Origin of the sequence: Noviherbaspirillum humi (assembly GCF_900188095.1) — a bacterium.
GTDB lineage: Bacteria > Pseudomonadota > Gammaproteobacteria > Burkholderiales > Burkholderiaceae_D > Noviherbaspirillum > Noviherbaspirillum humi.
In genome coordinates, this window is sequence record NZ_FZOT01000001.1 from 100525 (window position 1) to 125612 (window position 25088).

At 61.3% G+C, this 25088-nt stretch carries 25 protein-coding genes, 1 tRNA gene and 1 other RNA gene; 4 read left to right on the plus strand and 23 right to left on the minus strand.

Annotation, left to right across the window (positions count from 1 at the left end; genetic code table 11):
• Positions 1–66: 66 nt before the first annotated feature.
• The 3 genes from CHB88_RS00515 to CHB88_RS00525 form a co-directional block, all read right to left on the minus strand.
• Positions 67–1053: a Bug family tripartite tricarboxylate transporter substrate binding protein gene (locus CHB88_RS00515; RefSeq protein WP_089397343.1), complete on the minus strand. Its 987-nt coding sequence runs from the start codon at positions 1051–1053 to the stop codon at positions 67–69.
• A 344-nt stretch (positions 1054–1397) separates the two neighbouring features.
• Positions 1398–1922 (minus strand): c-type cytochrome, encoded by a 525-nt coding sequence (locus CHB88_RS00520; RefSeq protein ID WP_089397344.1) that lies wholly within the window; start codon positions 1920–1922, stop codon positions 1398–1400.
• Positions 1923–2072: 150 nt separating this feature from the next.
• Positions 2073–2516, minus strand: a complete 444-nt coding sequence (locus CHB88_RS00525; RefSeq protein ID WP_176442273.1) for a cupin domain-containing protein — start codon at positions 2514–2516, stop codon at positions 2073–2075.
• A 129-nt stretch (positions 2517–2645) separates the two neighbouring features.
• Between CHB88_RS00525 and CHB88_RS00530 the strand changes: the two genes are divergently transcribed.
• Positions 2646–3200, plus strand: coding sequence for a TetR/AcrR family transcriptional regulator (locus CHB88_RS00530; RefSeq protein ID WP_176442274.1), 555 nt, complete (start codon positions 2646–2648; stop codon positions 3198–3200).
• A gap of 42 nt (positions 3201–3242) precedes the next feature.
• On the opposite strand, the gene CHB88_RS00535 is transcribed toward CHB88_RS00530, so the two are convergent.
• Positions 3243–4226 carry a MerR family transcriptional regulator gene (locus CHB88_RS00535; RefSeq protein WP_089397347.1) on the minus strand — a complete coding sequence of 328 codons (984 nt, stop codon included), beginning with the start codon at positions 4224–4226 and terminating at the stop codon, positions 3243–3245.
• 140 nt (positions 4227–4366) lie between these two features.
• Here CHB88_RS00535 and folE2 point away from each other — a divergent pair, with 140 nt between their 5' ends.
• Positions 4367–5167, plus strand: coding sequence for a GTP cyclohydrolase FolE2 (folE2, locus tag CHB88_RS00540; protein WP_089397348.1), 801 nt, complete (start codon positions 4367–4369; stop codon positions 5165–5167).
• A 146-nt stretch (positions 5168–5313) separates the two neighbouring features.
• On the opposite strand, the gene CHB88_RS00545 is transcribed toward folE2, so the two are convergent.
• From CHB88_RS00545 to CHB88_RS00605, 12 genes are all read right to left on the minus strand, one after another.
• Positions 5314–6045, minus strand: a complete 732-nt coding sequence (locus CHB88_RS00545) for an oxygen-binding di-iron domain-containing protein (RefSeq protein ID WP_089397349.1) — start codon at positions 6043–6045, stop codon at positions 5314–5316.
• 3 nt (positions 6046–6048) lie between these two features.
• Positions 6049–6654 (minus strand): TetR/AcrR family transcriptional regulator, encoded by a 606-nt coding sequence (locus tag CHB88_RS00550; RefSeq protein WP_089397350.1) that lies wholly within the window; start codon positions 6652–6654, stop codon positions 6049–6051.
• 312 nt (positions 6655–6966) lie between these two features.
• The gene (locus CHB88_RS00555; protein ID WP_089397351.1) at positions 6967–7680 is read right to left on the minus strand and encodes a class II aldolase/adducin family protein; all 714 of its coding nucleotides are present in this window, start codon (positions 7678–7680) and stop codon (positions 6967–6969) included.
• 47 nt (positions 7681–7727) lie between these two features.
• On the minus strand, positions 7728–8465 hold the full coding sequence (locus tag CHB88_RS00560; RefSeq protein WP_089397352.1) for a GntR family transcriptional regulator: 738 nt from the start codon (positions 8463–8465) through the stop codon (positions 7728–7730).
• Between the two features lie 77 nt (positions 8466–8542).
• A complete protein-coding gene (locus CHB88_RS24985; protein ID WP_176442275.1) occupies positions 8543–9565 on the minus strand; it encodes a Bug family tripartite tricarboxylate transporter substrate binding protein in 1023 nt (340 codons plus the stop codon).
• Positions 9566–10362: 797 nt separating this feature from the next.
• Complete coding sequence (locus CHB88_RS00570) at positions 10363–10761, minus strand: response regulator (RefSeq protein WP_089397354.1); 399 nt, start codon at positions 10759–10761, stop codon at positions 10363–10365.
• Positions 10762–10807: 46 nt separating this feature from the next.
• Complete coding sequence (locus CHB88_RS00575) at positions 10808–11083, minus strand: hypothetical protein (protein WP_089397355.1); 276 nt, start codon at positions 11081–11083, stop codon at positions 10808–10810.
• 672 nt (positions 11084–11755) lie between these two features.
• Positions 11756–14242, minus strand: coding sequence for a GGDEF domain-containing phosphodiesterase (locus CHB88_RS25770; protein WP_089397356.1), 2487 nt, complete (start codon positions 14240–14242; stop codon positions 11756–11758).
• 12 nt (positions 14243–14254) lie between these two features.
• Positions 14255–15049 (minus strand): alpha/beta fold hydrolase, encoded by a 795-nt coding sequence (locus CHB88_RS00585; protein WP_089397357.1) that lies wholly within the window; start codon positions 15047–15049, stop codon positions 14255–14257.
• Positions 15050–16278: 1229 nt separating this feature from the next.
• Complete coding sequence (locus CHB88_RS00595) at positions 16279–17298, minus strand: hypothetical protein (protein WP_089397359.1); 1020 nt, start codon at positions 17296–17298, stop codon at positions 16279–16281.
• Positions 17295–17678, minus strand: coding sequence for a hypothetical protein (locus CHB88_RS00600; RefSeq protein ID WP_143131089.1), 384 nt, complete (start codon positions 17676–17678; stop codon positions 17295–17297). Before CHB88_RS00600 ends, CHB88_RS00595 begins: the two co-directional genes overlap by 4 nt.
• Entirely contained in the window at positions 17675–18109 is a 435-nt protein-coding gene (locus tag CHB88_RS00605; RefSeq protein WP_143131090.1) for a hypothetical protein, read from the minus strand. The genes CHB88_RS00600 and CHB88_RS00605 overlap by 4 nt, the downstream gene beginning before the upstream one ends.
• 174 nt (positions 18110–18283) lie before the next feature.
• On the opposite strand from CHB88_RS00605, the gene CHB88_RS00610 reads away from it, so the two are divergent.
• Complete coding sequence (locus CHB88_RS00610) at positions 18284–18970, plus strand: recombinase family protein (protein ID WP_089397362.1); 687 nt, start codon at positions 18284–18286, stop codon at positions 18968–18970.
• 199 nt (positions 18971–19169) lie between these two features.
• Here the strand turns inward: CHB88_RS00610 and CHB88_RS00615 are convergent, their stop codons facing one another.
• The 3 genes from CHB88_RS00615 to CHB88_RS00625 form a co-directional block, all read right to left on the minus strand.
• Complete coding sequence (locus CHB88_RS00615; RefSeq protein ID WP_089397363.1) at positions 19170–20960, minus strand: site-specific integrase; 1791 nt, start codon at positions 20958–20960, stop codon at positions 19170–19172.
• Positions 20961–21057: 97 nt separating this feature from the next.
• Positions 21058–21437, minus strand: a transfer-messenger RNA (tmRNA) gene (gene ssrA / locus CHB88_RS00620).
• 269 nt (positions 21438–21706) lie between these two features.
• Positions 21707–21782: transfer RNA gene (locus CHB88_RS00625), tRNA-Arg, on the minus strand.
• Between the two features lie 197 nt (positions 21783–21979).
• On the opposite strand from CHB88_RS00625, the gene CHB88_RS00630 reads away from it, so the two are divergent.
• Positions 21980–22876 (plus strand): c-type cytochrome, encoded by an 897-nt coding sequence (locus tag CHB88_RS00630; protein ID WP_089397364.1) that lies wholly within the window; start codon positions 21980–21982, stop codon positions 22874–22876.
• A 77-nt stretch (positions 22877–22953) separates the two neighbouring features.
• Here CHB88_RS00630 and CHB88_RS00635 read toward each other — a convergent pair whose 3' ends face one another.
• The 4 genes from CHB88_RS00635 to CHB88_RS00650 all read right to left on the minus strand — a co-directional run bounded on the left by CHB88_RS00635 (position 22954) and on the right by CHB88_RS00650 (position 24957).
• Entirely contained in the window at positions 22954–23694 is a 741-nt protein-coding gene (locus tag CHB88_RS00635; protein WP_089397365.1) for a YiaD family glycine zipper/OmpA-like lipoprotein, read from the minus strand.
• A 127-nt stretch (positions 23695–23821) separates the two neighbouring features.
• On the minus strand, positions 23822–24238 hold the full coding sequence (locus CHB88_RS00640; protein WP_143131091.1) for a hypothetical protein: 417 nt from the start codon (positions 24236–24238) through the stop codon (positions 23822–23824).
• A gap of 9 nt (positions 24239–24247) precedes the next feature.
• Positions 24248–24646, minus strand: a complete 399-nt coding sequence (locus tag CHB88_RS00645; protein ID WP_089397367.1) for a phage holin family protein — start codon at positions 24644–24646, stop codon at positions 24248–24250.
• A 5-nt stretch (positions 24647–24651) separates the two neighbouring features.
• A complete protein-coding gene (locus CHB88_RS00650; RefSeq protein ID WP_089397368.1) occupies positions 24652–24957 on the minus strand; it encodes an ElaB/YgaM/YqjD family protein in 306 nt (101 codons plus the stop codon).
• Positions 24958–25088 lie beyond the last annotated feature (131 nt).

The following is a 25088-nucleotide window of genomic DNA, read 5'->3' on the forward strand; positions in this document are numbered from 1 at the left end:
GTCGCCGGTCTTCGGCGCAGGGGACGGAGAAAAGGGAGCGGCATGGCCGCCGCTCCCGGAGCAGGATCAGTTCGGCTTGATGCCGGCGTTCTTGACCAGGTTGCCCAACGACGTCACTTCCGACTTGATGAACGTGTTGAACTGGGCGGAGTCCATCGGCTGCGGCTCGGCGCCGAGGGTGGAGAAGCGGGTCTTGATGTCCGGCATCCTCAGGATCTTCTGCACTTCGCTGTTGAGGCGCTGCACGACCTCGGGCGGCGTCTTCGCCGGCGCCAGCATGCCGACCCAGAAGTTGAAGTCGGAATTGGGCACGCCGGCTTCGACCGTGGTTGGCACGTCCGGCAGCTGGTCGGAACGCTTGGCGGAACCGAGCGCCAGCGGCACCAGGCGCTTGTCCTTGATCATCGGCAGGGCCGAGACCATCGGCGCGAAGAAGAAATCGACGCGGCCGGAGGCGGTGTCGGACATGGCTTCCGGCGTTCCTTTGTAGGGAACGTGGGTGCCGTCGAACTTCGCACCGGCGCGGAATTTTTCCGCATTCATGTGGGTGGCGCTGCCGTTGCCGGCGGAGGCGTAGTTGATCGAGCCGGGCTTGGCCTTGGCCGCATTCACCAGTTCGGCCACGCTCTTGTAGGTATTGGGCGCGACCACCAGCACATTGGGCAGCGTCGCCAGCAGGCTGATGCCGACGAAGTCGTTGACGGTGTCGTAATTGAGATTGCCGTAGATGGCGGCGTTGGCGGCATGGCCGGCGGAGTGCACCAGCAGGGTGTAGCCGTCTGCCGGCGACTTCGCCACCTGCGACGCGCCCACCGTGCCGCCCGCGCCGGGCTTGTTCTCGACGATGACCGGCTGGCCGAGCGACTGCGACAGCTTCTCGCCGACCGAGCGCGCGATGATGTCGGTGCCGCTGCCGGCGGTGAAGGGAACGATGATCCGGATGGGCTTGCTGGGCCAGGTGTCCTGGGCATGGACCAGGGCAGGCAAAGTGGCGCCGGCGATCATGGCCAGGCCGGCGAGCACGGCATGGCGCCGGGTAAGCGATTGCTTCATGGGGTCTCCTCCAATCGTTGCATGTGTTATTTGGATGTGTCGCGGCGCGGAGTTGTGTTTGATGTGGCCGCACTACGGAACCATCATACCATCGGCCGTTTGAAAGCAGGTACGCCGATCCATATAACGGAACGCAGCGACAAGGCGGTCATGCCGCAGCCTCTGCTGGTGCGGGCGATGGGAAGCGGCCGGGTTCGACGCAGCTTGGAAATGGTTGAGAGACATGCGCCGGCAACGTGGCCCCCGCCACGGCGTTTCATTCACCGCTCGGCAGTGGCCGGTGCTGCCCTGAACGATGCGCTGCCCGCGCCGGGAACCATGCGTTCGGGCAGCGGGCGGGAAGCTTACTTCGGCGGCATCGGGAACTGCACGTAGGGTCCTTGCGGCGTCTGGTCCGGCGGCACATAGGCCGGCGCCGGAGCGCCGGCCGGGCCGAGGCTGCGCACGTAGCGGTAGATGGCGCGCAGGTCATCCTCGGTCATGTCGCGCAAGGCGAACCAGGGCATGGGCGGGCGCAATTCCTTGCCGTGGCCGATCTTGATCCACTGGTTCTCGTCGATGCCGTTCATGTAGAGCCGAAGGTTGGCGGCATAGGTGGTGCCCCAGGGCCCGCGCCAGCCGACATGCTCGCCGGTCAACCACTTCTCCTCGGGCACCTTGCCGCCGCTCTGCGGATAGCCGGGCGTGTGGCAATCGTTGCAGCCGGCGGTGCGCACCAGGTAACGGCCGCGGTCGATGTACTTGCCATCGGCCGACTTGCGGGCTGCGGGGGTCTTGTCGCCGGCGCCGTCGGCGGAATGAGCCGCGACCGGAAGCGTCGCGGCGGCAATGGCAAACAACAGGGCGCGTGAACATGCAAAGCCTTGCATCGTGTCTCTCCTGTCTATTTTTGTTGGGTGTTGCGGCCAGGCTGACGTCATGGCACCGGGCCGACGCGGCGACGCGGTCGCGGACCGCGTCCTGACATGATAGGTCGCCGCCGTGAATGTCAGGACGCGCTCGTGTTGATCCGCATCAGGTCATGGACGCATGAAGTTGATCTGGTGCTTGGCGCCGATGGCCGGCACCTTGGCGAATTCCTGCGGCCCCTTCACTTCGCGGTCCACTTCGCGGAAGAAGGATTCGGCGTGGGCCGGCGCATCGAAGATCAGCACGCGGGCCGGATCGTCGGAAGCGCCCTGAAAACCGTGGAGCGTACCGCCCGGGGTGTAGAGAAACTCGCCGGCCCCGACCATCTGTTCCTTGCCGCCCACCAGGAATTTCACCTGGCCGTTGACGACGTAATAAGCCTCGTCCCAGGGATGGTCGTGCGGCGGCGGGCCGGCGTGCTTGGGCAGCACCACTTCCATCAGCGACCAGGCGCGGTCGGTCTTGTCCGCCTCGCACAGGAACGTCACCTGGGCGCCCAGCACATGCAGGGTCTCGCCCTGGCCTTGCTTCATCATGACGACTTGCTTGCTCATTTTCATCTCCTTGTCGTGACACAGTAGATTAACGGCGGCTTATGTCATACAATATGACACCACGTCACGGTGTATGTCAATGAAAAATTCAGACCAATGAAAAATTCAAACACGCTCGCGGATCGCCGCATGGAAATGACCCGTACGCTGATCCTGGATGCCGCGATCCAGATGATCGAGCACGCATCGGTCGGGGAACTGACGGTGCGCGCCGCCGCCAAGCAGGCCAACATCTCGGAACGCACGGTGTTCCGCTACTTTCCGACACGGGAGGAATTTCTCGATGCCATCGCCGAGGAAATGCACCTGCGGCTGGAACTGCCGCCGCTGCCGGCGACGCTGACGGAATTGCGGGACGCGCCACGCAAGCTGTATGGCGCCTTCGAAGCCAAGCAGAGCCTGACGCGGGCGGCGCTGCACTCCGAGATCTATGAGCGCATGCGGGCGGCGGTGCAGCGCGGACGCGGCAACGCCATCGCCAGGATCATCGATGACATGGCGCCGGCCCGCAGCGAACTGGAACGGAAGGTCGCCACCGCCAATATCCGCTACTACCTCACCGCGACCACCTGGCATTACTTCCGCTTTTACTTTGACTTCAGCCTGGAGGAAAGCATTGCCTGCGCCGAAACCGCCATCCGGCAGACGCTGGAAACGATGGAGAAGCCGGCGGCCGGAGATTGAAGCGGACGGACGTTCTCCGGCTGCGCCGGCGTATGGGGAGCGCTATTGCTGCTCGCGCTGGTCCGCCAGGCTGCGCTGGCGCCAGGCCGTGACCTCGGCGGCGATGTCGTCCAGGCGGCGGATGACGTGCAGGCGGGCGATGCCCTTGAGCAGACGGCTGGACAGGCAGGCGCTGCTGCCGCCGGTCCAGATCTCGATGTTCGGCAGCAGCCGGCTGTCCAGCGAGATCAAGCCATTGAGCGCATGGGCAGTATTGATGCTGGAGGAAAAGGACAGCGCCACGATGTCGGCGCGGTGCGCCTGAGCGGCGGCGGCGATGTCCTGCAGGGGCATCTGCACGCCGAGCGAAATGCACATGCAGCCGCTGAGGGTGAGCAGGGCTTCGGCCATCAGCAGGCCGAGGGCATGGGATTCCTGAGGGAAGGTAGTCAACAGCACCCGCGGGCGGATGACGCCGGATTCGTGGATATCGGTGGCGCGAGTCATGGAGCTGATGGCCTGGCGCAGCAGGTCGCTCATCTGTTCGGTGAACAGATGCTCCTCGAAGATCTCCAGTTGACCGGATGCCCAGGCTTCGCCGACGGCGCGCGACAGCGGCGACGCCACCTCGATGACGAACTGGCGCAGGCCGATGCGCATCAGGGTCATGGACATTTCCTGGCGCAGCATCTCGGTCTGGTGCCGCCGTATCAGGTCGATGAAATGCGTCAGCACCACATCGCTTTCCGGGGTGGCGGGCGCGTCGTACTGGCGCGCCGTCAGTTCGTCCTGCATCTCGACCAGTTCCGTCATCGGACGCGGCACCACCTTGCCAGGGCGGTGGCCGTTATCGATCAGCCGGCGCAACAGCCGCAGCTTCTCCACCTGGTGCGCGGGATAGATGCGCTCGCCATGGGCATCGCGCAGCGGCGCCGGAAACCCGTAGCGGCGCTCCCATATGCGCAGGGTGTCCTTGGACAGGCCGGTATCTCGCTCGACGACGGCGATGCTGAAGGATTCAAAGGCGGCGTTGGATGGGTTGGACATCGTTGTTCAGGTTTTGTCTATGCCAAGAACTTGACAATAATGATGCGCAAACCTATTCTACGCTGCGCATACCGGTTTGCCTAGGACAAAACAGGACTGGATGCGTCCAGCCTTTCTCACCAACTCACCCAGGGATCTTCATGAACGCACCCGTCGACCACTTCCTGCCGGATGTGCAATCCGCGCTCGATCGCCGCAACATCGCGATCCAGCGGGTCGGCGTGAAGTCGATCACTCATCCGGTCATGGTAAAGACGGCGACCGGCGCCCAGCCCTCGGTGGCCACCATCGACATGACGGTGCGGCTGCCGGCGCATGTCAAGGGCACGCACATGTCGCGCTTCCTCGAGGTGCTGCAGGCGCATGAAGAGGCGCTGTCGCCGGCGTCGCTGAGCCGCATGCTGGATGCCATGCTGCTGCGCCTTGACGCGGACAGCGGCCTGATCGAGATGAGCATGCCCTACTTCCTGCGCAAGACGGCGCCGGTATCCGGCGTGGAAAGCCTGCTCGATTACAAGCTGATGCTGCGCGCCGAGCAGACCGAAGGCCGGCGCCGGCTGACGCTGCAGGTGCTGGTGCCGGTCACCAGCCTCTGCCCCTGCTCGAAAGAGATTTCCCAGTACGGCGCCCACAACCAGCGCTCCCACATCACGATTGCCGCGACCCTGGCGCCGGGCGCCGAAATGGCGGCCGAGGAACTGATCGCCCTGGCCGAACGCAGCGCCTCCTGCGAATTGTGGGGCTTGCTCAAGCGGCCGGACGAGAAGTATGTCACCGAGCGCGCTTACGAGAATCCGAAGTTTGTCGAAGACCTGGTGCGCGACATTGCGACGGTGCTCAATGCCGACCGCCGCATCGCCCGCTACGAGGTGGCCTCGGAGAACTTCGAGTCCATCCACAACCACTCGGCCTACGCCTGGATCGAAGGTCCGGCTGACTGACATCCGCTTTCCCGCTGCGGGACCCGGGCGCGCAAGCGCCGGCAATCCTCTGGTCTCCCAAGACGCCTGTCTCCCATTTTCCGAGGACGTCCCGCAGCCCTTTTCTTCCCGGCCGGCGCGACAGGGCCGCCTTCTCGCCTCACCGTTCAGTTCGGGCTGACCCGGTCCGCCAGCTGCATCAGCAGCGCAGCGCCGTTGCCACGCCAGGCGCTGCCGTGCATGCAGGCCAGCGTGGTCGGCTGCAGCGCCGACAGCCGGCTCAGGTGCAGCCGCGTATCCGGGCTGTGGGCGAAATAATCCATCTGCTGCCGGAACGTTTCGCTCGGCTCGAGGATGTCGCTTTCCACCAGCGGCGCATGGCTGCTGCCGGGCTGGGTGAACAGGTCGCCGCAGAGCAGGGTCCGGGTGGTTTCCTCGAAAGCCATCGCGCATTCCCAGCCGTGCGGCAAATGCGGCGTGGCCAGCAGGCGCAGCTTGTGCCGGCCGAGGTCCAGCACCTCGCCCTCGGCGAGGGCACGTGCCGGCCGCAGCGCGATGTCGTTGATCGACACCATCGCCGCCACCGGACTGCACAGCGGGACGGCGCACGGGGCGGCGTCCAGAAATTCATTGAGCGCGCCGCACTCATCCGCCTCGACGTGGGAGAAGCCGATATACGCCAGGGAAGACACCGGCAGCACCCGCTCGATGGCTTCGCTCACCTGCGGGAACAGCTTGCGCGGGCCGGTGTGGTACAGCAGCGGCCGGTCGTCGGCGATCAGATACTGATTGAAGGAAAAGCCGCCCGGGACGACCTCGGGGCCGACCGGCGTGAAGATGCGGTAGATGCCATCGGCGATCTCGTCGATGCTGGTGGAGGCTGGCAGATGCATGTCCATGGCTTACTCGCTTTCGATGAAGGGGGAGAGAATGCGCCGCAGCGCGGTGGCGGCGGCGCAGTTGACGTCATCAGCGGCGCCGAGCGACTCGCTCAGGCGCTGCCAGGTGCAGTAATCCAGCAGCACCTGCACCAGTGCCATTTCTGTTTCGGGGAGGACGCAGGAAAGCGCCTTTTCCAGAACGCCGCGCGCCAGGGCCGCCAGTTCCGCCTGCCCTTCCTGCAGCGCCTGCGCCAGTTCCGGCAAGGCAAGCGCATCGGCGCCGGTCCAGCGCATCCAGGGATGAAAATAGGCATGGCGCGCATAGACCGCTTCCACCAGCCTGGCCAGGCACTCTGCCCGCGTCGGGGCGGCGAGAATGGCGCCGGGATCGATCGCCGGCGCATCACGGCTGGCCATGCCCATGCAATGCGGCAGCAGCGCGCTCTTGGTGGGGAAATATTTGTAGACGGTAGGCACGGAAACACCGGCGCGTTCAGCGATGTCCGCATGGCTGGTGGCGGTTGCACCTTTCTCGGCATGCAATGCCACCGTGGCGGTGACGATGCGGCGCAGTGTTTCGGCTTCCACTTCCTTGCGCAGCGCATTGTTGTAGGGCCGGGGAGCCATGATCGTCAGGGATTCGGTTAAACAGGTTTAAATTCAATTAAAACCAATTTAATCGAATCGCTTCAATGCGCAAGGCTGCTCGCGCGGCGACGGCAAAACGTTTGATTTGCCTCAAAAGGAGGCGCGGATCACGAAGAGGGGCAAGCCCGGCTGCCAAGGGCTGGCGTCGAGGGCATTGCCACCCTGACGCCAAGGGCGACGGCAAGGCAGCGGGCGCGGGGCGGCTTGACCGCCTGAAGTCACCACCGGCCGAGCGGCCATGGTGCCTGCGCCGCCGTCCACGCCGAGGGTGAACGGCGGTAAAACCACTACTCAGATCGGCCCGACCCGCATCTTCCAGAAGTTCCAGGACCGCAGGATCTGGCCATCATTGGTATCGGAAGCCAGCTTCGCCTCCTCGTCGTTGAGATACTCCACCTCGCCCAGGTTCTTCGCCTGCGCCTGCAGCTTGGCATTGGTTTCGGCGTAGATGGCGCGAAACACCGCCTGCTCCAGTGACGTGCCGACCGTCGTCGAGCCGTGGCCGCGCATCAGCACCACCGCGCTGTTGCCGAGCGACTCCGCCAGCGATTTGCCGAGCTGGGAACTGCTGATCAGCATGTCGGTATTGCCGGCGGCCAGGCGGATGTCGAAATGCGAGCAGCCGCAGCCAAGGAAACCGGCCATGTGATAGATCGGGCGCAGCGCGGTGCGGGTGGCGGCGAACGGGATGACGCTGGGCGAATGGCTGTGCACCACCGACATCACATCCGGCCGGGCGCGATAGATCTCGGCGTGGATGAAGCGTTCGAGGTAGGAACGCTCGCTGGTCTCGCACACCGTGTTGCCATCATAGTCATAGGACAGGATGTCGTCGCGCACCACCATGCCGGGGGCGCGGTTGCAGGACAGCAGGAACACGCCGGGCTGGCTGTCGTGGCGCACGCTGACATGGCCGAGGCCATCGACCACGCCCTGGTCATAGAGGATGCGGTTGGCGAGGACCAGGCGGTCGATGAGTTCGGGATTGGCGCCTGTGTTGTGCATGGTGTCTCCTTGTATCGATAGGGATGAATGTCGTTGCTGTGGCTGCGTCATCGCAGGTTGATTTCGAGCCGGACCATGTCGCCGCGGTAAAGGCCTTCGCCGGCGTAGATCAGGTGGCCGCCGTGATCCAGCACCAGGCGCTGGACCCGCGCCACGGGCGCGTTCAGCGGCAGGTCGAGATGGCTGGCGATCTCCATGTCGGCGGTGTCGATGGTCAGTACCTGCCGCGCTTGAGCGATCTGCGGCCCGAGCAGCTCGTGCAGGATGGTGAGGATGGACTCCTGGTACATCCGCTTTTTCGGCACCTGCCGGTACAGCCGGCTGCAGAGGAAGGAACGGCCGATCATGGCGGGATGGCCGTTGCGCCGGTGCAGCCTTCGCATCATCTCGTACTGCTTCACCGGTACGCCCTCGCCGGCGGCAAAGTCCGGCAGCACGCTCGTGCGGCCATGCTCCAGCACTTCGATTTGCACGTCCTGCCCCTGATGGGCGGCGATCAGCGCCGCCCAGTCCGTTTCGAGCTGATGCACCGGCTTGCGCAACGGCGAACTGCGCACGAAGCTGCCGCGGCCGCGCACCCGCTCCAGCAGCCCTTCCCGCTCCAGCTCGCCCATGGCTTCGCGCATGGTGCCGCGCGCCACCGCAAACTCGGCGACGAGGTCGTCGAGGTTGGGGATGCGTTCGCCCACCGGCCACTGGCCGGAAGCGATCCGATTGCGAAACAGGGTGGCCAGCTGCAAATACAGCGGCACGCGGCTGCGGTTGATGGTGGCGGTTTCCTGCATGGATGGCTTCCGAATCTGAACGGGCGGCGATGCTGCCGTCGTGGCCGGGAGTGCGTCACCGGCCCTTCCGTCCTGCCTTATTCCGGTTCGATCCCGAGCTTCTTCGCCAGCCGGCCAAACTCGACCACGTCATGCTTCAGGGTGTCGCTCATGTCTTCCGGCGACATCTTGCCGATCACATAGCCATTCTCCACCAGCTTGTCGGCGACTTCCGGCATGGCCAGCACCCGCTTCACTTCGGCGGAAAACTTCTTGACGATGTCGTCCGGCGTGCGCGCCGGAAAAGCGAAGCCGAAGAAGGTCGGCGGAATGGTGTCGGCCTTGCCGCCTGCCTCGACGATCGTGGCGACCTGCGGCAACTGCGGCGAGCGGTCGCTGTTGCCGTAGACCAGCGGCTTGAGCTTGCCCGCCTTGATCGGCCCGCTGGCGGTGCCGACCGTGGCCAGGCTGAGATCCACCTCGCCCGACATGGTGGCAGTGGCGGCCGGCCCGCCCCCCTTGTACGGAATATGCGTGATGGCGGTGCCGAAGCGCTCGTTGAGCGATTCCATGCCCATCTGCGTCATGCTGCCGATGCCGAAGCTGGCGTAGTTCAGCTTGCCGGGATTCTTCTTTGCATAGTTCACCAGCTCGGTCATGGTGCTGGCGGGCACCTTGGGATTGGCCACCAGCACATACGGCGCCCACACCACCACCCCGGCAAACTTGAAGTCCTTGATCGGATCGTAGGTCAGCTTCTTGTACAGGCTGGGATTAATGGCCAGCGCGCCGCGATCGGTGAACAGCGCCGTGTAGCCATCCGGCGCGGACTTGGCCGCGATCTCCGCGCCCAGCACGCCGTTGGCGCCGGGCCGGTTGTCGACGATCACCGGCTGCTTCAGCAATTCGGACAGCTTCTGTCCGACCAGACGCAACACCGAATCGGAAGAACCGCCCGGCGGGAACGGCAGGATCACCTTGATCGGCCGGGAGGGATAAGGATCGGCGGCATGGGCTGCATGCGACATCGCCAGCGACATCGTGGCGGCGGTCAAACCGAGACCGAGCAAACGGATGCAGGCACGGCGGCGCGGAAGCGAAGGGGCTAGGTTTTGTCTCATCGTCTCTTCCTTGTTCGTTATGGATGCGGACATGGCGGCGGCAGTCATGCCGGACCAAGGCCATGGCTCTATGTTTTGGCTCCTGAATGAAGCTCTCATATAGCGAATGGCAGTGCATTTTACGCAAGCCACATGCATAAGTACATAGTTCTGTACTTTTAAACCTTGCCTGTTGGAAGCGATGAATTTTCGAGCGGAAAGCAAAAAGCCGCAGGCCTGATCGGCGTGCGGCTTTTTGTTCCACCTTGGGCAGGCGGGATGGAATTGGTGGAGGCGGCGGGAGCCTCCAGCCTCCACCACAAAAAAGCTAAGCCATTGATTACTAAATAGCTTTTCTAAAAATCTGACCAGCCCAACTGCGTGACTTGGGGTGATTACTTGTGGAGACATAATATCAGGCACCTCCGGTAGATAGCCATCAGTCTGATTTACCTGCAGGACGCCGGTTCGATTCCCTTCCAGCCTCGCCTGCTGGTGGAATCGATCATGGAGAGTGGCTTGCCTCAATTCGAGCACAGCGCTTGGACGTACAACATTCCGATACCAAGTCGCCAGCATCTAAGCCGTTAGCCTAATATGTTGACAATCTAGCCCTGCAGTCAGCATGAAAAGCCCGCTAAAGTGGGCTTTTCATTGTGGCTCAACTCTTTCTTGATCTTGGCAATCGTCACTTGCTGCCGCTTCCGGCCACAAGCGGACGTTCGATGCTGTCCTGACTGGAGATGCCAAGGTGCGACGTGCGGATGTTAGGGTAGAAATCGAGATGAGCGCATGCGCTTTTTAACCAAATTCTTTGGTTATAAGTGAGCTAGATAGGCCTCGACGTCGGCAATTCGGTACGGTTTTGGAAGGAAGTCGAAATATTGGGTAGCGCCCTGAGCGGCGACTAGGTCGGCGCGTCCCGACACCAGCAGCACGCGAAGGCCGGGGTACATTTGTCGTGCCCGATGCGCCAATTCTATGCCGCTCATGCCAGGCATTGTCACGTCGCTGATAAGCACTTGTAAGTCTGGGATGGCTTTCAACCGTTCAAGCGCCTCTTCCGCATCACGCGCGGCAATCACTTCGTGCCCAAGAAAGTTGAGAAAATCGATTACAAGCTCAAGCAGATCAAGGTTGTCGTCTACTAGCAAGACTTTACGGTGAACCTTGTTTGGCGGTCCAGTTTTTTTGGAATGGCGGGAGGTGGAAGACATGATTAACCACTAGCGAAGTCGCCCCTGCATAGACAGCGACGTTCGTCTACTCTTCTTGTAACTTTACAATAGCAAGTACGCTGTACTCATCGATAGGGTTAAGCGGGACCACGAAATATCCACTCTGCCGGAGTTTGCTCAGTAGCTCTTTATTGGCAAGCAGGTCTGCCGTTTCTATGATGCGGTAAATCTGCCCGTACTCATTCTCTACACCTATTTTGACAGCCTCCGACACAGGCGCCACAGGGACGGCAGCGAGTTGTTGGAGCAAGTCATGGTCGAAGCGAGGAACAAATTTGCCTTCGAGGAGCGTCGTTTTCATTGGGGTCTTTGTTGGTCAATACCTGAACAGTTGACGCACCTCACGTCTACCAAGTTCGCAAGGTTGACAAATTTCTTTCATCAAGCTGAAAAATTGTTGCAAAATTGATATCACCGTGTCTATGTTACGGCTCCCTGATTTCCCGCAGCAGCTATTATGCGGCTGCGGGCCCTTTTTGCTTTACAGCAGCCATAAAAAAGCAGGACACCCAATCAAGGCGTGCCCTGCAATGCTTTAAGTTGGAGACCTAAGAAGCACTTATTGGACATGCAATATGCTGCGTCAAGTTCCTGACGCACAAACGATTATTTTCACTATCCTGCGATCCACGTACCAATCTCCCCGGTCCGCTCTTCACCGCTCTAGTTTGCACGTCTCTCTTACGAAAATGGCCTTCCGAGTGGAACTTGGAAGTTCGCAGCCGCCAGCGTAAGCGAAAAAAGCAGGGTTCTGACGAAGCTATCTATAAGGTTCGCTCGAAAACTGGCCGCAGTTGATGACGGCTGTCCCATCACGTCTGCGCAACGGCTCTAGGGCTTTTGCTTTTGGGGGTATCAGTCAGACGTGACTGAAAGGCGGCCACAAGCTGACATCGTACTAAGCTTTTGATGTGATACCGATGGGGCAGGAATTGCGGTCAGTAACTTGGCATCAAGTGTTCAGGGCGGTGATCTAGCGGTGGGAAGCGGCGTCCGGCACCGGCGGCGGCGTTTGGTGCGCGCGGACGAAGTCCAGGAACGCCGCCTGCGGCAACGGGCGGCAGAAGTAATAGCCCTGGTAGGCCGGGCAGCCCAATTGCGCCAGCAGGTCGTGCTGTTCGCGGGTTTCCACCCCTTCGGCCACCGTCGACAGGCCCAGGCTGCCAGCCAGCGTGATCACGGAGCGAGCGATGGCGAAATCATTGGGGTCGTGCAGCAGGTCGGCGACGAACGAGCGGTCAATCTTCAGCGCGTCCAGCGGCAGGCGCTTCAGGTATGCCAGCGACGAATAGCCGGTGCCGAAGTCGTCCAATTGAAAGCGCACGCCCATGCGCTGCAGCGCGCCCATCTTGGCCACCGTGTCTTCGACATTGGCCACCAACACTGATTCGGTCAACTCCAGGTGCAGGCGCTGCGGCGGGGTGTCGTTGGTTACCAGCGCCTGCAGCACCTGGCCGACAAACTCCGGCTCGGCGAGCTGGCGCGCCGAGACGTTGACCGACAGGGTAAGGTCGGCCAAGCCGGGTTCGCGTGCCATCTGCGCCAGCAGGCGACAGGCTTCCTGCAGCACCCATGCTCCGATGTCGCAGATGAGGCCGCTGCGCTCGGCAATGCCGATGAAGTCTAGCGGCGCAATGAAGCCGTCGGTCGGGTGGCGCCAGCGCAGCAGCGCCTCAGCGCCGACGATTCTGCCGGCAAAGTCGGCCTGCGGCTGGTAGTGTAGTTCGAACTGGTTGGCCGCCAGCGCCCGGCGTAAGTCGTCTTCGAGCCGCGCACGGCGCTCCAGTGCGGCCTGCATGCTGGGCTGAAACGTCTTCGCCAGATCGCCGCCAGCTGTCTTGGCTTCATACATGGCTAGGTCGGCGCGACGCAGCGCCTCGCTGCAGTTCGTGACCGTCGCATTGATGACGGCCACGCCGATCGACGCCGGCAGGTGACGGGCGGCGCCCGACAGCAGATGCGGGTGCGCCAGTAGCTGGCGCACCTGCTCGGCCGTCGCCGCCGCGCACGACTGTGCTGAATCGGCGCTGTCGGCAATCTCCGGCAGAAGCAGCACGAATTCGTCGCCGCCCAGGCGTGCCACCGTGTCGATTGGGCGCGCCGTGTCCAGCAGCCGGCGCGCAACGGCCTTGAGCAGCTCGTCGCCGGCCAGATGGCCGAGCGTGTCGTTGAGGTCCTTGAAGCCATCCAAGTCCAGCAGCAGCAGCGCGGAATACGCCGGCACTTGCTGCTGGCGCTCGATCAACGCCTGGAGCTTTTCCAGCAGCAGGCGCCGGTTGGGCAGCGCGGTAAGCGAGTCGTAGTACGCCAGTTGCGCGACTTCCTGCTCGGCCTGGCGCCGGCCGGTGATGTCGCGCAGATACACTGACAAGCCGTCGGTCGTCGGATAGGCCGAGATTTCCAGCCACAAGTCCATCGCGTCGAGCTGGATTTCAAAGCGCGTCACATGCCCGCTGTTGCGCGCGGCGAGATAGCGGTGCTCAGTTTCCGAGCCGCGAAACGTCGGAAACACTTCCCAGATGGTTTTGCCCAGCATGTCGGCGCGGCTGCGGCGCAGCATCGCCTCGGCGGCGCGGTTGACGTAGCGAAAACGCCAGCCGTCGTCCATGAGCAGAAAGCCATCGGTGATGGTATCTAGCGTGTTGGTCAGGCGCTCATGCAGGCGGCGGTTTTCTTCCAGCGTCTCGCGCTTGACGGTAATGTCCTGCAGCGCGCCGCGCAGGCCGGTGACCGTGCCGTCCAACCCGCGCACCGGCTCGCCCACCACGCGCACCCAGCGCGCCTCGCGCTCGACGGTCCAGATGCGCAGTTCATGCGAGAACGGCGTGCCGCTGTGGCGCGCGGCCTCTTTGGCGTCATTCAGCTCGCGCCACGCGGCGGTGTCCAGATGGCGGCGGTAGGCTTGGCCGGTATCAGTGAACCCGGCGGGCAGGCCAAGGATGGCGGCGGCTTCGTCGCTCCATGTCGTGGCGCCGCTGGCAAACTCCAGGCGCCAGTCACCCACCTTAGCCAAACGGCCGATGGTCTTAAGCGACAGTTCGCGCTCGGACAGGTGCTGCTCGCGCAGCGCCAGGCGCGTTTCCTGCGCGCGGCGCGCCTTAGCCGGAAACAGCGCCAGCGCCAGGCCAGCGGCCCCCGGCAATGCACGCGCATTCATCAGCACCGGCGTGGTCGCACCGCCGGCGCACACCAGGTCGAGCGCGATTTCGTCGATGTTGCTGCCATTGCGTATCAGCGGCCGGCAGACCGCCTCGAACAGCACCGGGCCGGCGGCGCCCATCAGGCGCTGCATGTCCAGGGCGGCCAGTTCGTCGGTGCGGTAGCCGGTCAGGTCGAGGAAAGCGCGATTGACCCCCGTGAGGCGGCCATCGGCGCTGCAGTGCGCCAGAGCGCACGGCGCGGCGTCGGCTTCGACGGTGCCAAGCAATGGCCGGTTAAGTACGGCGAGGATGCTGCTCATGGCTGGTCCCGGTCAATGCAGCAGGAAGCGGCGCAGCACGGCCACGGTTTCCTGTGGCGCCGACAGATGCGGGCAATGGCCGGTGGCCTCCAGCAGCGCCAGCACGCTGCCCGGAATTTGCTGATGCATGTAGTGCCCGACTTCGGGCGGCGCTAGAGCGTCATCGCGGCATTGCATAATAAGCGTCGGCACAGTAATGGCCGGCAGCAGCGAGCGCCAGTCCGACAGGAAGGTCACCCGTGCAAAGGCGCGTGCCACGTCCGGGTCCGTGCGGCAGAAATTATCGGTCAGCTCAAGCGTCAGCCCGTCCCAGGTGGGGCGGCCCATGATCGTGGGCGCCAGCGTCTGCGCCCAGGCAAAGTAATTCGCTGCCAAAAAATCCAGCAGCGCCAGCACGGCAGCACGGTCCATCCCACCGCGATAGGCGCCGTCGTTGATGTAGCACGGCGATGGCGCCACCAGGCTTAGCCCGGCGAAGCGATGCGGGGCGCGGGCGGCCGCATGCGCGCCAATGGCGGCCGACACCGAATGGCCGACGAACTGCGCCTGCTCCAGTTGCAAACCGTCCATCAGGCATAGCAGGTCGTTGGCGTACGCATTTAGGCTGGCATAGTGGATCGGGTCGTAACTGGCGCGGTTGGAGGGGCGCGCGCCGACCAGGTCGTACAGGATGACGTCGAAGTCGTCAGCAAAAGCGGGCGCTACCTGCTGCCAGACGGACTGGTCGCAGCCGAAACCGTGCGAGAAGATCAGCGGAGTGCGGCCGCGGCCGCTGCGGTGAATGTTAAAGCACGCAAGCGAATTCATAGAAAGCCCGGCTAGTACCGCACGCTAAATCAACCGACAACACGCTGTGTAATGCGTGGCGACGGCCCGGCGGCGGGAAAACGGGGCAGTCGGCAAGCGCTGGCCGACCACCTGATTGCTGGGAAACAGTAGCACCAATTTACAGTTTCTTACAAGAAAAAACTTACACAGAGGAAACAATTTTGGATTTCCGGCCACACCTGCTCGCGACCGACCAGCCCGCCCAGCAGCGGTACCGGCCGCAACGGCGGGGCAGCCAGGCCCAGCGACGCGGCGTTCCCACCCAGCGCCTACGAGCGACCCCAACACGGTGACAGAGCCGGCCGCCGGCTTGACGCCGACAAGCGCCGCCACGGTGCCGCTGGCGACTGGGGCCGTAGGAGTTTTGGGAAGCTAGTCAAGGTACGCGACTTCGCTAAGTGTGATGGGCAGCTTTGGGGCGAACTTGGAAGTTCACATGTCATGGCGTATAAAGCCGCAGTCCTGCAACAGTCAATCTATAAGGTTTGCATTGAAACCTGCCATAGTCGACGACTGCTGCACCATCACACCTGCGCAACGGCTCTAGGGCTTTTGTTTTTGGGGGGTATCAATCCGAGGTGATTGAGCGGAAGGGAGAGCAAAAATAAAGGGAATTGTTTCGATTGCAGCCAAGCTGTCTATAGATGAACAGGGCTACGCGGTCCGCGTTGGCCCCATGCACGGTGATGAACCGGCATGGGTTGTCAGGTGTGCCGATGTTTCCATGCATAGCTATCGTGCTTTTGGTCTTCATTGTCTGTCGTGCAGCCGGCAAGGTGCAGAATGCATGCAATGCTGTGTGCGCGAAACGCAGTCGAAAGATAAGAAACCACCCGCGTTAGACCAGCAAACCGCCAGCACGGGTTTAGGTTATTTGGACCAGTAAGCCAACCCGACGACAATGCTGGCAAAGGTCACAGCAAGGCCAAAGATTTCTGCGAAGGTGGCACGAGTAAGCCAGCGAGTAGAACGCCCACGCGTGATGGTGTCGAGCAGAAGTGCAACAACTAGCGAGATCATGAAAACGTGGAACATTGTTTCCCCCTTGATGTTTTCTAGCAGACGCACCAACCGCTTTGCGTTTCTTGTTTCGGCTGGTGTGTCTACTTTGTTAATGTAGGCAAAGATAGAGCTTTCAGTAGGTATAGTTAAAAGGACGCTGCCCGCAAACCCGCATGAATCCTGGGTTCAGGATGGAAAATCCGTGCCTATTTTTTGTGGAAACGGGTCGATAACGTGGCCAGCTTCGCCCTCACGATCCGGTTCAGCTCCTCGTCGGCAACAGTGTGCCTGGAGTGCCGCAACTCCTTCGGCTTACCGCCATCTCTTGGTTTCCCGGTTCGGGCGTCGGTACCGTAGGCAAGTCGACCGAGCGGGTAGGTGCAGACCGCTTCCGCCCTTCCCTTACGCGCAGCGACTAACATGAGCTGCATGAGCTGCATGATTTCAAGCCGCCCCTGTGTCAACTCATCGATGGATCGAAGGCGGCGAAAATGCAGCAGTTCGGCCAGGCGCTGAAAGCGGTAGCCGTCCAAGTCGTCCAGCCTCACAATGCCGTGCTTCGCCAGCTCGTCGCCGCGCAAGGTGAATTCGGCGCGGGCGCGATGCTCTGCAATCGGCAAATCTCGGTTACCGCTGTCGCCGCCCCAGTTACCATCGGTGCGCTTGTAATAAACCTGGTAGCTGATCTGGTTGCCCTTGCTGCCGATACGCAGGTTGTGGTGCGGATCAATTTTCAACCGACGCGTGTAAATGGTCGGCTCTGGATCGTCGCCGCTTAGAAAGACGTTCCCCATTGTCGCCGTGTCTTTCAGGCTAGGGTCGAATTGGCGGGCGTCTTTCCCATATGCTGCAATCCCAGCTTGCAGCCGGCGCACCATTTCAGTAACCGCATTAGGATCGCCGTCCTCTGGTCGCGCATAGAAGTCGAGCGAAATTTCTAGGCCGGTGACGGTCGGTTCCTGCGCCAGGGGCAAGGCGCTGACAATGCGGCGCAGCTCCGAATAGGAATTTGCCTGAGCGTCGTACAGGGTTATTCTGAAGTTGGTAGCGACGCCGCCCGCGCCCGGATTGATGGCTTCGGTTCGCGTGGCATTCGTTCCGGTAATGCGTTGCAGGTTCTCCCAAATCCATCGCGGCTGGGTTGGCTGTGTGGTGCGCACGTCGAGCTGAATCCAATCGATCACGGCCTCCGTGCGGTAACGGGAACGGAGGCTCTGGCTCATCATGCGGCCGCAACGTATGCCGAAGGCGAAGCCGCACAACTGACCACGAAAGCCGTCCGCGCCGTTGGCAGCTTACGCAGCCTCCAGTGCCGGATGTCGGTCGAATCGCTGAGCGCGGTCTTCATCAAGGGGGGCTCGTTACGCTTAGTACTGGGATCGGCCGCCCTGACCGCCTCGATGAATTCCCAGACTTTTGCCGCTTGATACATTGGCAGCCAGGCGCGGTCTCCTTTGCCCTTGCACTCTGGAAGGAGAATAAAACCGCTGACAGCGACTTTGCCGCGCCGCATGTCGCTCAGGGTGTCAAGCCAAGACCTGACCGGTCCAAGCTCCTTGCGGAGCAGGTAGGCGGCTTCAGACGCGGACATAACGGTAATTTTCATTGGTGCTTCTCGTTTGAGGTAGTCAATCCGTGTGGAACGATGAATGCAAAGTGAAGGCCATTGCGCAGGCCGTTCCGAATCCATACGCAATCCTGGCCATGCTCATCGAAGCCGAAAACGACTTCAAACCCACCGAAGTCTAATCGTCCTTGCACGTGTGCCTTTTCCAAGATCGAACCGAGTTCAGCATCGTCGAGCATGCCGCTGTCGCGGATCAGCGGATGGTTTCCCATTGCTGCGTATTGGGCTGCCCGATCTTGGAAGATTGTCTGTTCTAGCAACCTACACATTGCCGCCTCTCTAAGCGCTGCCGTCATGTTTTCTGCATCACTTGCTGGAGCCAGCGCATCGGCACACCATACCTGCCAAGTCTTGCTTTGCTGGTCGGCAAGCCAATCGATAGCCTGCCAAGTCGCTTCGTCTAGCTTCATGGGTATGCGCCTTCCGGAATGAAGGGTCAGCATGCGTTGCGCGGTTGTCGGCATTTTTACTCCTACGAAATAAACGTTAGCATACCATGAGATTCAATTGCATATTATAAGGTTCAGATTTATTATTGACCACAGATTAAACGAACGTCTTGAAACGTCGTCAAGGAGAAAATCATGGCACAGGGCAAATACATCGCCTACTACCGCGTCAGTACCCAAAAGCAAGGTGCTTCTGGGTTGGGGCTCGAAGCACAACAAGAAGCCGTGCGGCGTTATCTGAACGGCGGAGAATGGGAGCTGGTCGATGAGTTTGTCGAAACTGAAACCGGAAAGGGCGCCGACGCACTCGCGAAACGGCCCCAACTTCGCGCGTCTCTAGAAGCATGCCGAAAGTCTGGCGCAAGGCTACTGATTGCAAAGCTCGACAGACTGGCAAGAAACGTCCACTTCATTACAGGCCTGATGGAAGCCTCGCGGGGAAACGGCAAGAACGCGGTCAAGTTTGTGGCATGCGATATGCCGGATGCAAATGACCTAACCATTCACCTGATGGCAGCGTTTGCGGAGCATGAAGCCAGGCGAATCAGTGAGCGCACGAAGGATGCATTGGCGATGGCAAAGAAACGCGGAGTGATTCTCGGCAAGGCCGGCGCCGCAAATCTAAAGCCAAATATCCACATGCGCCAAGCGAACGCCAATATCTTTGCCGAAAAGCTGCGCGGTCAGATTGAAGGGTTCACGCTGCGTAAATTGTCGCAGCGCGCTATGGTGGATGAACTGAACCAGTTGGGTATTCGCACCGCGCGAGGAAGCACGTGGTCGCTCGTGCAACTGCAACGAGTCATCCGGCGGCTAGCCTAGCGTTGTCGCTGCTCGCATCGTTTGGGGCACGATGTTCGGCGGGTTCTGTAGGTGGCGAGATCGTCGGGCGAAATGACAGACGGATTTTGGAATTTCCACGTCTGTATAAACGTTGTTCGATGATGGCGACATCCGGCTGCCAAAGTCGCCGGCGCCATTAGGCGACAAAATAGCCCCATATTCGGCGCTGTTACTTGTTTTAACGGGGCCCCCGGCGCGGGACAATACGCACTTGCTCGAACTTTGGTATTAGGCGCCACACGTCTTCGTGCGGTTGATATTTTTCGACGGTCGGTTTTCTTTTGGCCGCGTCTTTGGCGTTCCAATACACCTTGCCGGTGATCAGATTCGATTCGTGGCCTACTATCTGAGCGACAGAATGTTCGGGCACTTCGTCGTCCAGCAGAGCCGAAATGAAAGTATGACGAAAACTGTGGAAAACTTTCGTATGCTTGCCGTCGATGCCGCATTTCCTTTTGTGCCGTTGGAACCAGTTGGACGCCGCCTGCGCAAAACCGTCGCGGCGCTCGTTCAGTTCCGGAAAAAGCCGCTTAGCACCGGCTTTGCGCAAACCGTCAACGTATTGTAATAGACCAAGGTCGATCAGCTTGCTATGGACTGGGACGAGGCGTTTGGAGTTGGCGTTCTTCAGGCGCTGGCCTTCTTTTTCGTCAGTCACGTCGATGCAAGGGACGCCGTTGTGATCTACGAAGTCCGAAAGGTAAAGCTGGCACAGTTCGCCGAGTCTTGCACCAGTGAGTAATCCCATAGGTATTAGCCAGTAGGCATAGGGATTCTCGAATTCGCGCGTAGCGAATTCTTCCGAGCGCAACAAGGCGGCAAGTTCCGAATTTGTGAAAGGTTGGCGCTTCGCAGCGCCGCTTTCGTCCACGCTCATGCCGGCGGCGGGGTTGCGGGTAACGCCGTATTTCTTCTTGCCCATCGCCCATTTGAACAAGCTGCTTACTCGCTCGACGTTTTTATTGATTGTCCGCGCTGCCATTGTCGTTTCGGGCGCCAGTGCAATAATTTCATCAATCGATTTGCCTACATAAGCAGGGGCTTTGTTTATGTTCGGCGGGAGCTTTTTCAGCGTTTCAAGGTAGCTGACGATGCCATCATCGTCGATCTCCACAAGCGGCTTGTCTCCGACAATCAGCTTGAACAGTTCGTAGACAGCGCGGTTTTCCGCTTCAGTTTTGGCTGTCCACCTTCCTTGCGCGCGCTTGAAGCGGACGAAGTCTTCGATGGTCGCGGATAGCGAAGGGATAGAGGGGACGCTGTTGGATTCGGATGCCGGCGCCCTTGACACTATAGTGGAAACGAAATCGGCCAGCGCATGCTTCTCGGCCTTATGCGTGCTCGCTTGCTCTGCAATGGCTTCCTGATGTTGTCGGGAAAGGCTCAACGCGCGAACGTCCTGCAGGAGCAGCATATATTCGGTATTCAGGCCGCTCTCTTCAGTCTTGAATGCCATCAATTGCGGCAACATCTTATCCAGCATGCCATCGACCCTATGAAATTCGGCATTGATGGCGGTGCGCCTGTCCGCGTCTTTGGTGGTGCCGCGCAAAGCATCGAGTTTAGCTACGTGTTCTTGCATCGCCAAGAGCGCTTCAGTAAGCGCTGTCTTCCGTTTTTCGAGGGCTTTACCTTTCTCCATCAATGACAGCAGGTGATCGCCAAGCCGAGCTCTTTCAGCGGCAAGGTCCGCGATAAAAACCGGAGTGCTATCGACATCAGTAGCTAGGTGTGTTGCGGTTGTAATTCGGTCTGGCATGGGTTTTTGACGGAGTTCTTCGAACATCCGCTTAAATGCGGTCGATAGCGATTTTGCGTCGTTTACCGCTTGTCGTACGTTCGCAGTTCGAAGGCTGCGGTAAATTTCTTTGGTAGCGAAATGGTGCCGCAGGTCGAGCGGTATTGCAATGCGGAAATGCAGCGTGCCGGATCGGCTGCGGTGAAGATGGGAAGGTAATTTGATCGCCATGCTCGACCTGTTTTGGGGTGCTTGGTTGGGGTACCAAGCCAGGTCGGATAGTCAGAAACGGCTAAACCGTTGAGTAATCAACGGTTTAGCGTATTGGTGGTGGAGGCGGCGGGAATCGAACCCGCGTCCAGAAGCCCTCTACAGACAGTTCTACATGCGTAGTGCAGCCTATTGGTTTTAACCCTGCCGACGCGGACGCACGCGCTTCGTCAAGGCGAGCCACCTAAGTTTAACGCCATGCCAAGTAGCCCGACATGACGCGATTCCCTGTAAATGACTCCACTGCTGTTGCCAGCCCGCCCCAGGGACGAGACGGTGTGGAGCTAGAAGGTTCTTAGGTTTCTAGTGATTTACGCTGCGAGAGCGTAAGGGGTTTCATCGTTTGCATTTAAGCATTTCTGGATGGATTTATGAGGTAACCAGTCCTCAGCATGCCCTGCACTGCTTTGCAACCCCTGTCGAAACCAGGTCGCCCCCAAGCAGAAAATCTATTGTACTCCATAGATGGACACGGCCCGAGCGAATTCAAGGGCCAGGACCAATGATATGTGCCGGCTTCGATTTAGCGGCCGACCCACGTATCCACAGGACGAAGACGGAAAGAAAAGGGATCAGCCGTTCCTGGTTACCTGATCGTGAGGCGATGCGGTAATCGTTTCGGACGCTTTCCGCGGAACGCCGGAATCATGGCCGGTCCGGAGCGCGCCTGAAGCGCGGTGAAAGCGTGATGCGTTGGGAAAAATGCGTGGCGCGGCTGGCTGGGATCGAACCAGCGACCCTTGGCTTCGGAGGCCAATACTCTATCCACTGAGCTACAGCCGCGTTGTGGAACGGGAAGAGGCCTGAAGGATACCGGTTTTCTTCGCTTCCGTCCATGCAAAACACGGCCGTTTCATTCCAAACCAAGGGTATTAAGTCTATAATCAAAAGATTTGCAAGGTATTGCACCGCAGCATCTTTTTGCTGGTCTTGCTGTCCTGTGCCCTGCCGTCCGGTTTTGAAATAGCACTGAGGGAATAATGAGCGAAGCACATAACGAACACGAATCCGTCATCAAAACCCCAAAGCAGCTCATCGCTGTGGTGGTCGCGGCCTTTGTCATCCCCATTACGATCATCATGCTGCTGGCCGGCCATTTCGGCTCTGCGGACAAGGTCGGCGCAGGCTCCAATGCACAATCGCCGGAGGCCGTTGCGGCGCGCATCCGTCCGGTTGCCGACGAGGGCTTTACCTTCAAGGATGTGAACGCACCGAAGCAACTGCAAACCGGCGAAGCCGTCTTCAAGGGCGTGTGCGCGGCCTGCCACGCCAGCGGCGCCGCCGGCGCGCCCAAGCTTGGTGATGGCGCCGCCTGGTCGGCCCGCATCGCCCAGGGCTACGACACGCTGGTCTCCAACGCGATCAAGGGCATCCGCGCCATGCCGGCAAAGGGTGGCAATCCTGATCTGGAAGACGTGGAAGTCGCGCGCGCCGTGGTGTATATGGCGAATCAGTCGGGCGGCAAGTTCAAGGAACCGGCGGCACCGGCTGGCAAGACCGCGGATGCCGCACCCGCCGACGCCGGCAATGCCCAGGCGGCCGCAGCACCTGCCGCTCCGGCTGCGACTCAGGCGGCAGCTGCTCCCGCAGCGGCTGCGCCGGCAGCTGCGCCTGCCAAGGCATCGGCCGATGCCGGCAAAAAACTGTATGAATCGGCCTGCGTCGCTTGCCATGGCGCCGGTGTTGCCGGCGCGCCGAAGTTCGGCGACAAGGCAGCCTGGGCGCCGCGCATCGCGCAAGGTTCGGCCACGATGTATGAGCATGCGATCAAGGGCTTCCAGGGCAAGGGAGGCGTCATGCCGCCCAAGGGTGGTTCCACCGCCTCCGACGATGAAGTCAAGGCGGCAGTCGATTACATGGCATCCGCCGCCAAATAATCTGCCGACGCAAGAAGAAAGCCGACCCGCGGGTCGGCTTTTTTATTACCTTCGGCGGCATGCGTGCCGCCTATCGTTCATCGCGGTGAGACCGGGATCGATTGCTGCATCGGGACGGACCGCTGCATGGGCACGGGCTGCGACTGCATCGGCGCCTGCGCAGTGGTCTGCGGTTCGGCGACGAAGATCTCCACCCGACGGTTGCGGGCACGATTGGCTTCGGTATCGTTCGGCGCCACCGGCTCGTGCGAGCCATGGCCCTGCACGTTGACCCGATTGGCCGCCACGCCGCGGCCCGAGAGATAGTCGCGCACCGAGGCGGCGCGATTGACCGACAGCGGATTGTTGATGGCATCATTGCCGGTGCTGTCGGTATGGCCGGTGATGTTGAGCACCGTTGCCGGGTTCTCCGTCAGCGTGCTGGCGAACTTGTCGAGGATGGGCCGGAAGTTGGGCTTGATGTCGGCACGGTTGGTATCGAAGGAAATGTCGCTCGGGATGTCGAGCTTGAGCCGGTTGTCGGCGGTCTGCGTGACCTGGATGCCGGTGCCTTGGGTGGCTTGCTGCATGGTGCGCTTCTGCTGTTCCATGCGCGTCGACCAGATGTTGCCGATGACCGCGCCGGCAGCGCCGCCGAGCGCAGCGCCCTGGGCCGTGCGGTGCCCGCCGCCCGGGCCGACCACGGCGCCGAGCACCGCGCCGACACCGGCGCCAATGCCGGCACCTTGCGCCGTGCCGCGGTCCACCGCGTTCATGTCGGCGCACCCTCCCGCAACCAATGTGATTGCGAGCATGCCTGCTGTCAGTCGAATGTGCATTGCGAAGTCCTTGCCTGATTGCTGGTCTTTTTCGACCCCGGCAAGATATGTAAGTTCGACAAGCCCTTTGCGAGGCGGCAAGCAAAGTGATGCCCTTCCCCGTCGGGGTTACGGCATCGGTGGTTCGTCAATAATACGAGTCGGTAGAGTCGGCCGTGTCGTCGCGCGTCAGGCGCGACTTGGCCTTGGCATAGAGGAAGGCTGCGCCGCCGGCCACGGCGGCCACGCCCAGCACGGTTCGCAGCGAAGGCTTGCGCACGCGCCCCTTGAACAAGGTGGAGGCAAGGCTCGTCGCCACCGGCAGCAGTGCCTGCAGGTCGAGCGGCGCGCCGGCTATCGGCAGGCCGGTTCGCCGCTGCAGCAGCGACATGACCATGCCGCCGGCGTTGCGCAGCGCGCCGAGTGCCATGCGCGGGGGCTGCAAGGATGCCAGCGCATCTTCCTTGGCGTGATACAGATCGGCGCGAAAGAGCGCGCCCTGCGCAATCAGCTGCTTTTTGCGCAGTTCGGGCGACATGCGCATGGTATTGCGTGGTGTATCCATGTCGCCTCCTTAAAGCAGCGCGTCGCGGTCGGCGCGCAGTTCCGACAGGGTAGCCGGCAGCGACAGGCTGCCGCCGGCCACCATGCCGCGCGCGCGCCACAGCAGCAGCGCGGCCAGCGCGGTGAACGCCAGGGCCAGCAGCAGCAGTATCTTCCAGCCCCAGGTTTCCCATGCGAGGACGATGATCAGAGCGCTCCATCCCGCCAGCGCAAAGCCGATGGCGACAATCGCCAGCGCGCCCACCAGCAGCAGGCGCAGCAGCACATTGCGCGCTTCGCCCAGTTCCAGCGCCGCCAGCTCGATGCGGCTGAGCGTCAGGCCGAGCAGATTCTTCGCGACGGCTGCGACGCTCGCCGCGAAGCCGGGGGATGGCGCCGATGCGCTGTTGTCGTTATATCCCTCCCTCAAGGCGCTTACCTGCGCGATGAGAACAGCATGCCGAACACGAGGCCGACGCCGGCCGAGACGGCGACGGCGCGCCACGGGTTGGCGCGCACGTACTGATCGGTGTTCTGCGCCACTTCCCGACTGGATTCGAGCGCGACCGCCTGCATCTCCTGCGCCCGTTCCACGGCCACGTCCAGCAGCTGGATGCCCTTGTTGCGCAGATCCTCGGCCCGCTCGCCGGTCGTGCTGGTCGCTTCCCGGAACAAATCGCGGGCATCCTTCAGGAGGGTGCGCATGTCGTTTCGCACGGTCTTGTAATTGGTCGTCTGCATGATGTTCTCCTGTACGGACTGGCGGGAATGCAGGCGTCTTGGCGTCTGGCATTCACCGGGTTAAGACAATGACGGTATGTTAACTGTCTTCAATGAGACAGATGTTCCACCGGAATTGTTCATCGGCCCGC

Coding starts and splice junctions, on each gene's coding strand:
- CHB88_RS00530 (WP_176442274.1), top strand. CDS start 2,646: ATGGAAATGACCCGTACGCTGATCCTGGATGCCGCGATCCAGATGATC.
- CHB88_RS00535 (WP_089397347.1), bottom strand. CDS start 4,226: ATGTCCAACCCATCCAACGCCGCCTTTGAATCCTTCAGCATCGCCGTC.
- CHB88_RS00570 (WP_089397354.1), bottom strand. CDS start 10,761: ATGTCTTCCACCTCCCGCCATTCCAAAAAAACTGGACCGCCAAACAAG.
- CHB88_RS00600 (WP_143131089.1), bottom strand. CDS start 17,678: ATGAAAATTACCGTTATGTCCGCGTCTGAAGCCGCCTACCTGCTCCGC.
- CHB88_RS00635 (WP_089397365.1), bottom strand. CDS start 23,694: ATGCACATTCGACTGACAGCAGGCATGCTCGCAATCACATTGGTTGCG.
- CHB88_RS00630 (WP_089397364.1), top strand. CDS start 21,980: ATGAGCGAAGCACATAACGAACACGAATCCGTCATCAAAACCCCAAAG.
- CHB88_RS00525 (WP_176442273.1), bottom strand. CDS start 2,516: ATGAGCAAGCAAGTCGTCATGATGAAGCAAGGCCAGGGCGAGACCCTG.
- CHB88_RS00550 (WP_089397350.1), bottom strand. CDS start 6,654: ATGGCTCCCCGGCCCTACAACAATGCGCTGCGCAAGGAAGTGGAAGCC.
- CHB88_RS25770 (WP_089397356.1), bottom strand. CDS start 14,242: ATGAGCAGCATCCTCGCCGTACTTAACCGGCCATTGCTTGGCACCGTC.
- CHB88_RS00640 (WP_143131091.1), bottom strand. CDS start 24,238: ATGGATACACCACGCAATACCATGCGCATGTCGCCCGAACTGCGCAAA.
- CHB88_RS00605 (WP_143131090.1), bottom strand. CDS start 18,109: ATGAAGCTAGACGAAGCGACTTGGCAGGCTATCGATTGGCTTGCCGAC.
- CHB88_RS00575 (WP_089397355.1), bottom strand. CDS start 11,083: ATGAAAACGACGCTCCTCGAAGGCAAATTTGTTCCTCGCTTCGACCAT.
- CHB88_RS24985 (WP_176442275.1), bottom strand. CDS start 9,565: ATGAGACAAAACCTAGCCCCTTCGCTTCCGCGCCGCCGTGCCTGCATC.
- CHB88_RS00595 (WP_089397359.1), bottom strand. CDS start 17,298: ATGATGAGCCAGAGCCTCCGTTCCCGTTACCGCACGGAGGCCGTGATC.
- CHB88_RS00520 (WP_089397344.1), bottom strand. CDS start 1,922: ATGCAAGGCTTTGCATGTTCACGCGCCCTGTTGTTTGCCATTGCCGCC.
- CHB88_RS00555 (WP_089397351.1), bottom strand. CDS start 7,680: ATGCACAACACAGGCGCCAATCCCGAACTCATCGACCGCCTGGTCCTC.
- CHB88_RS00615 (WP_089397363.1), bottom strand. CDS start 20,960: ATGGCGATCAAATTACCTTCCCATCTTCACCGCAGCCGATCCGGCACG.
- CHB88_RS00585 (WP_089397357.1), bottom strand. CDS start 15,049: ATGAATTCGCTTGCGTGCTTTAACATTCACCGCAGCGGCCGCGGCCGC.
- CHB88_RS00560 (WP_089397352.1), bottom strand. CDS start 8,465: ATGCAGGAAACCGCCACCATCAACCGCAGCCGCGTGCCGCTGTATTTG.
- folE2 (WP_089397348.1), top strand. CDS start 4,367: ATGAACGCACCCGTCGACCACTTCCTGCCGGATGTGCAATCCGCGCTC.
- CHB88_RS00545 (WP_089397349.1), bottom strand. CDS start 6,045: ATGGACATGCATCTGCCAGCCTCCACCAGCATCGACGAGATCGCCGAT.
- CHB88_RS00515 (WP_089397343.1), bottom strand. CDS start 1,053: ATGAAGCAATCGCTTACCCGGCGCCATGCCGTGCTCGCCGGCCTGGCC.
- CHB88_RS00610 (WP_089397362.1), top strand. CDS start 18,284: ATGGCACAGGGCAAATACATCGCCTACTACCGCGTCAGTACCCAAAAG.
- CHB88_RS00650 (WP_089397368.1), bottom strand. CDS start 24,957: ATGCAGACGACCAATTACAAGACCGTGCGAAACGACATGCGCACCCTC.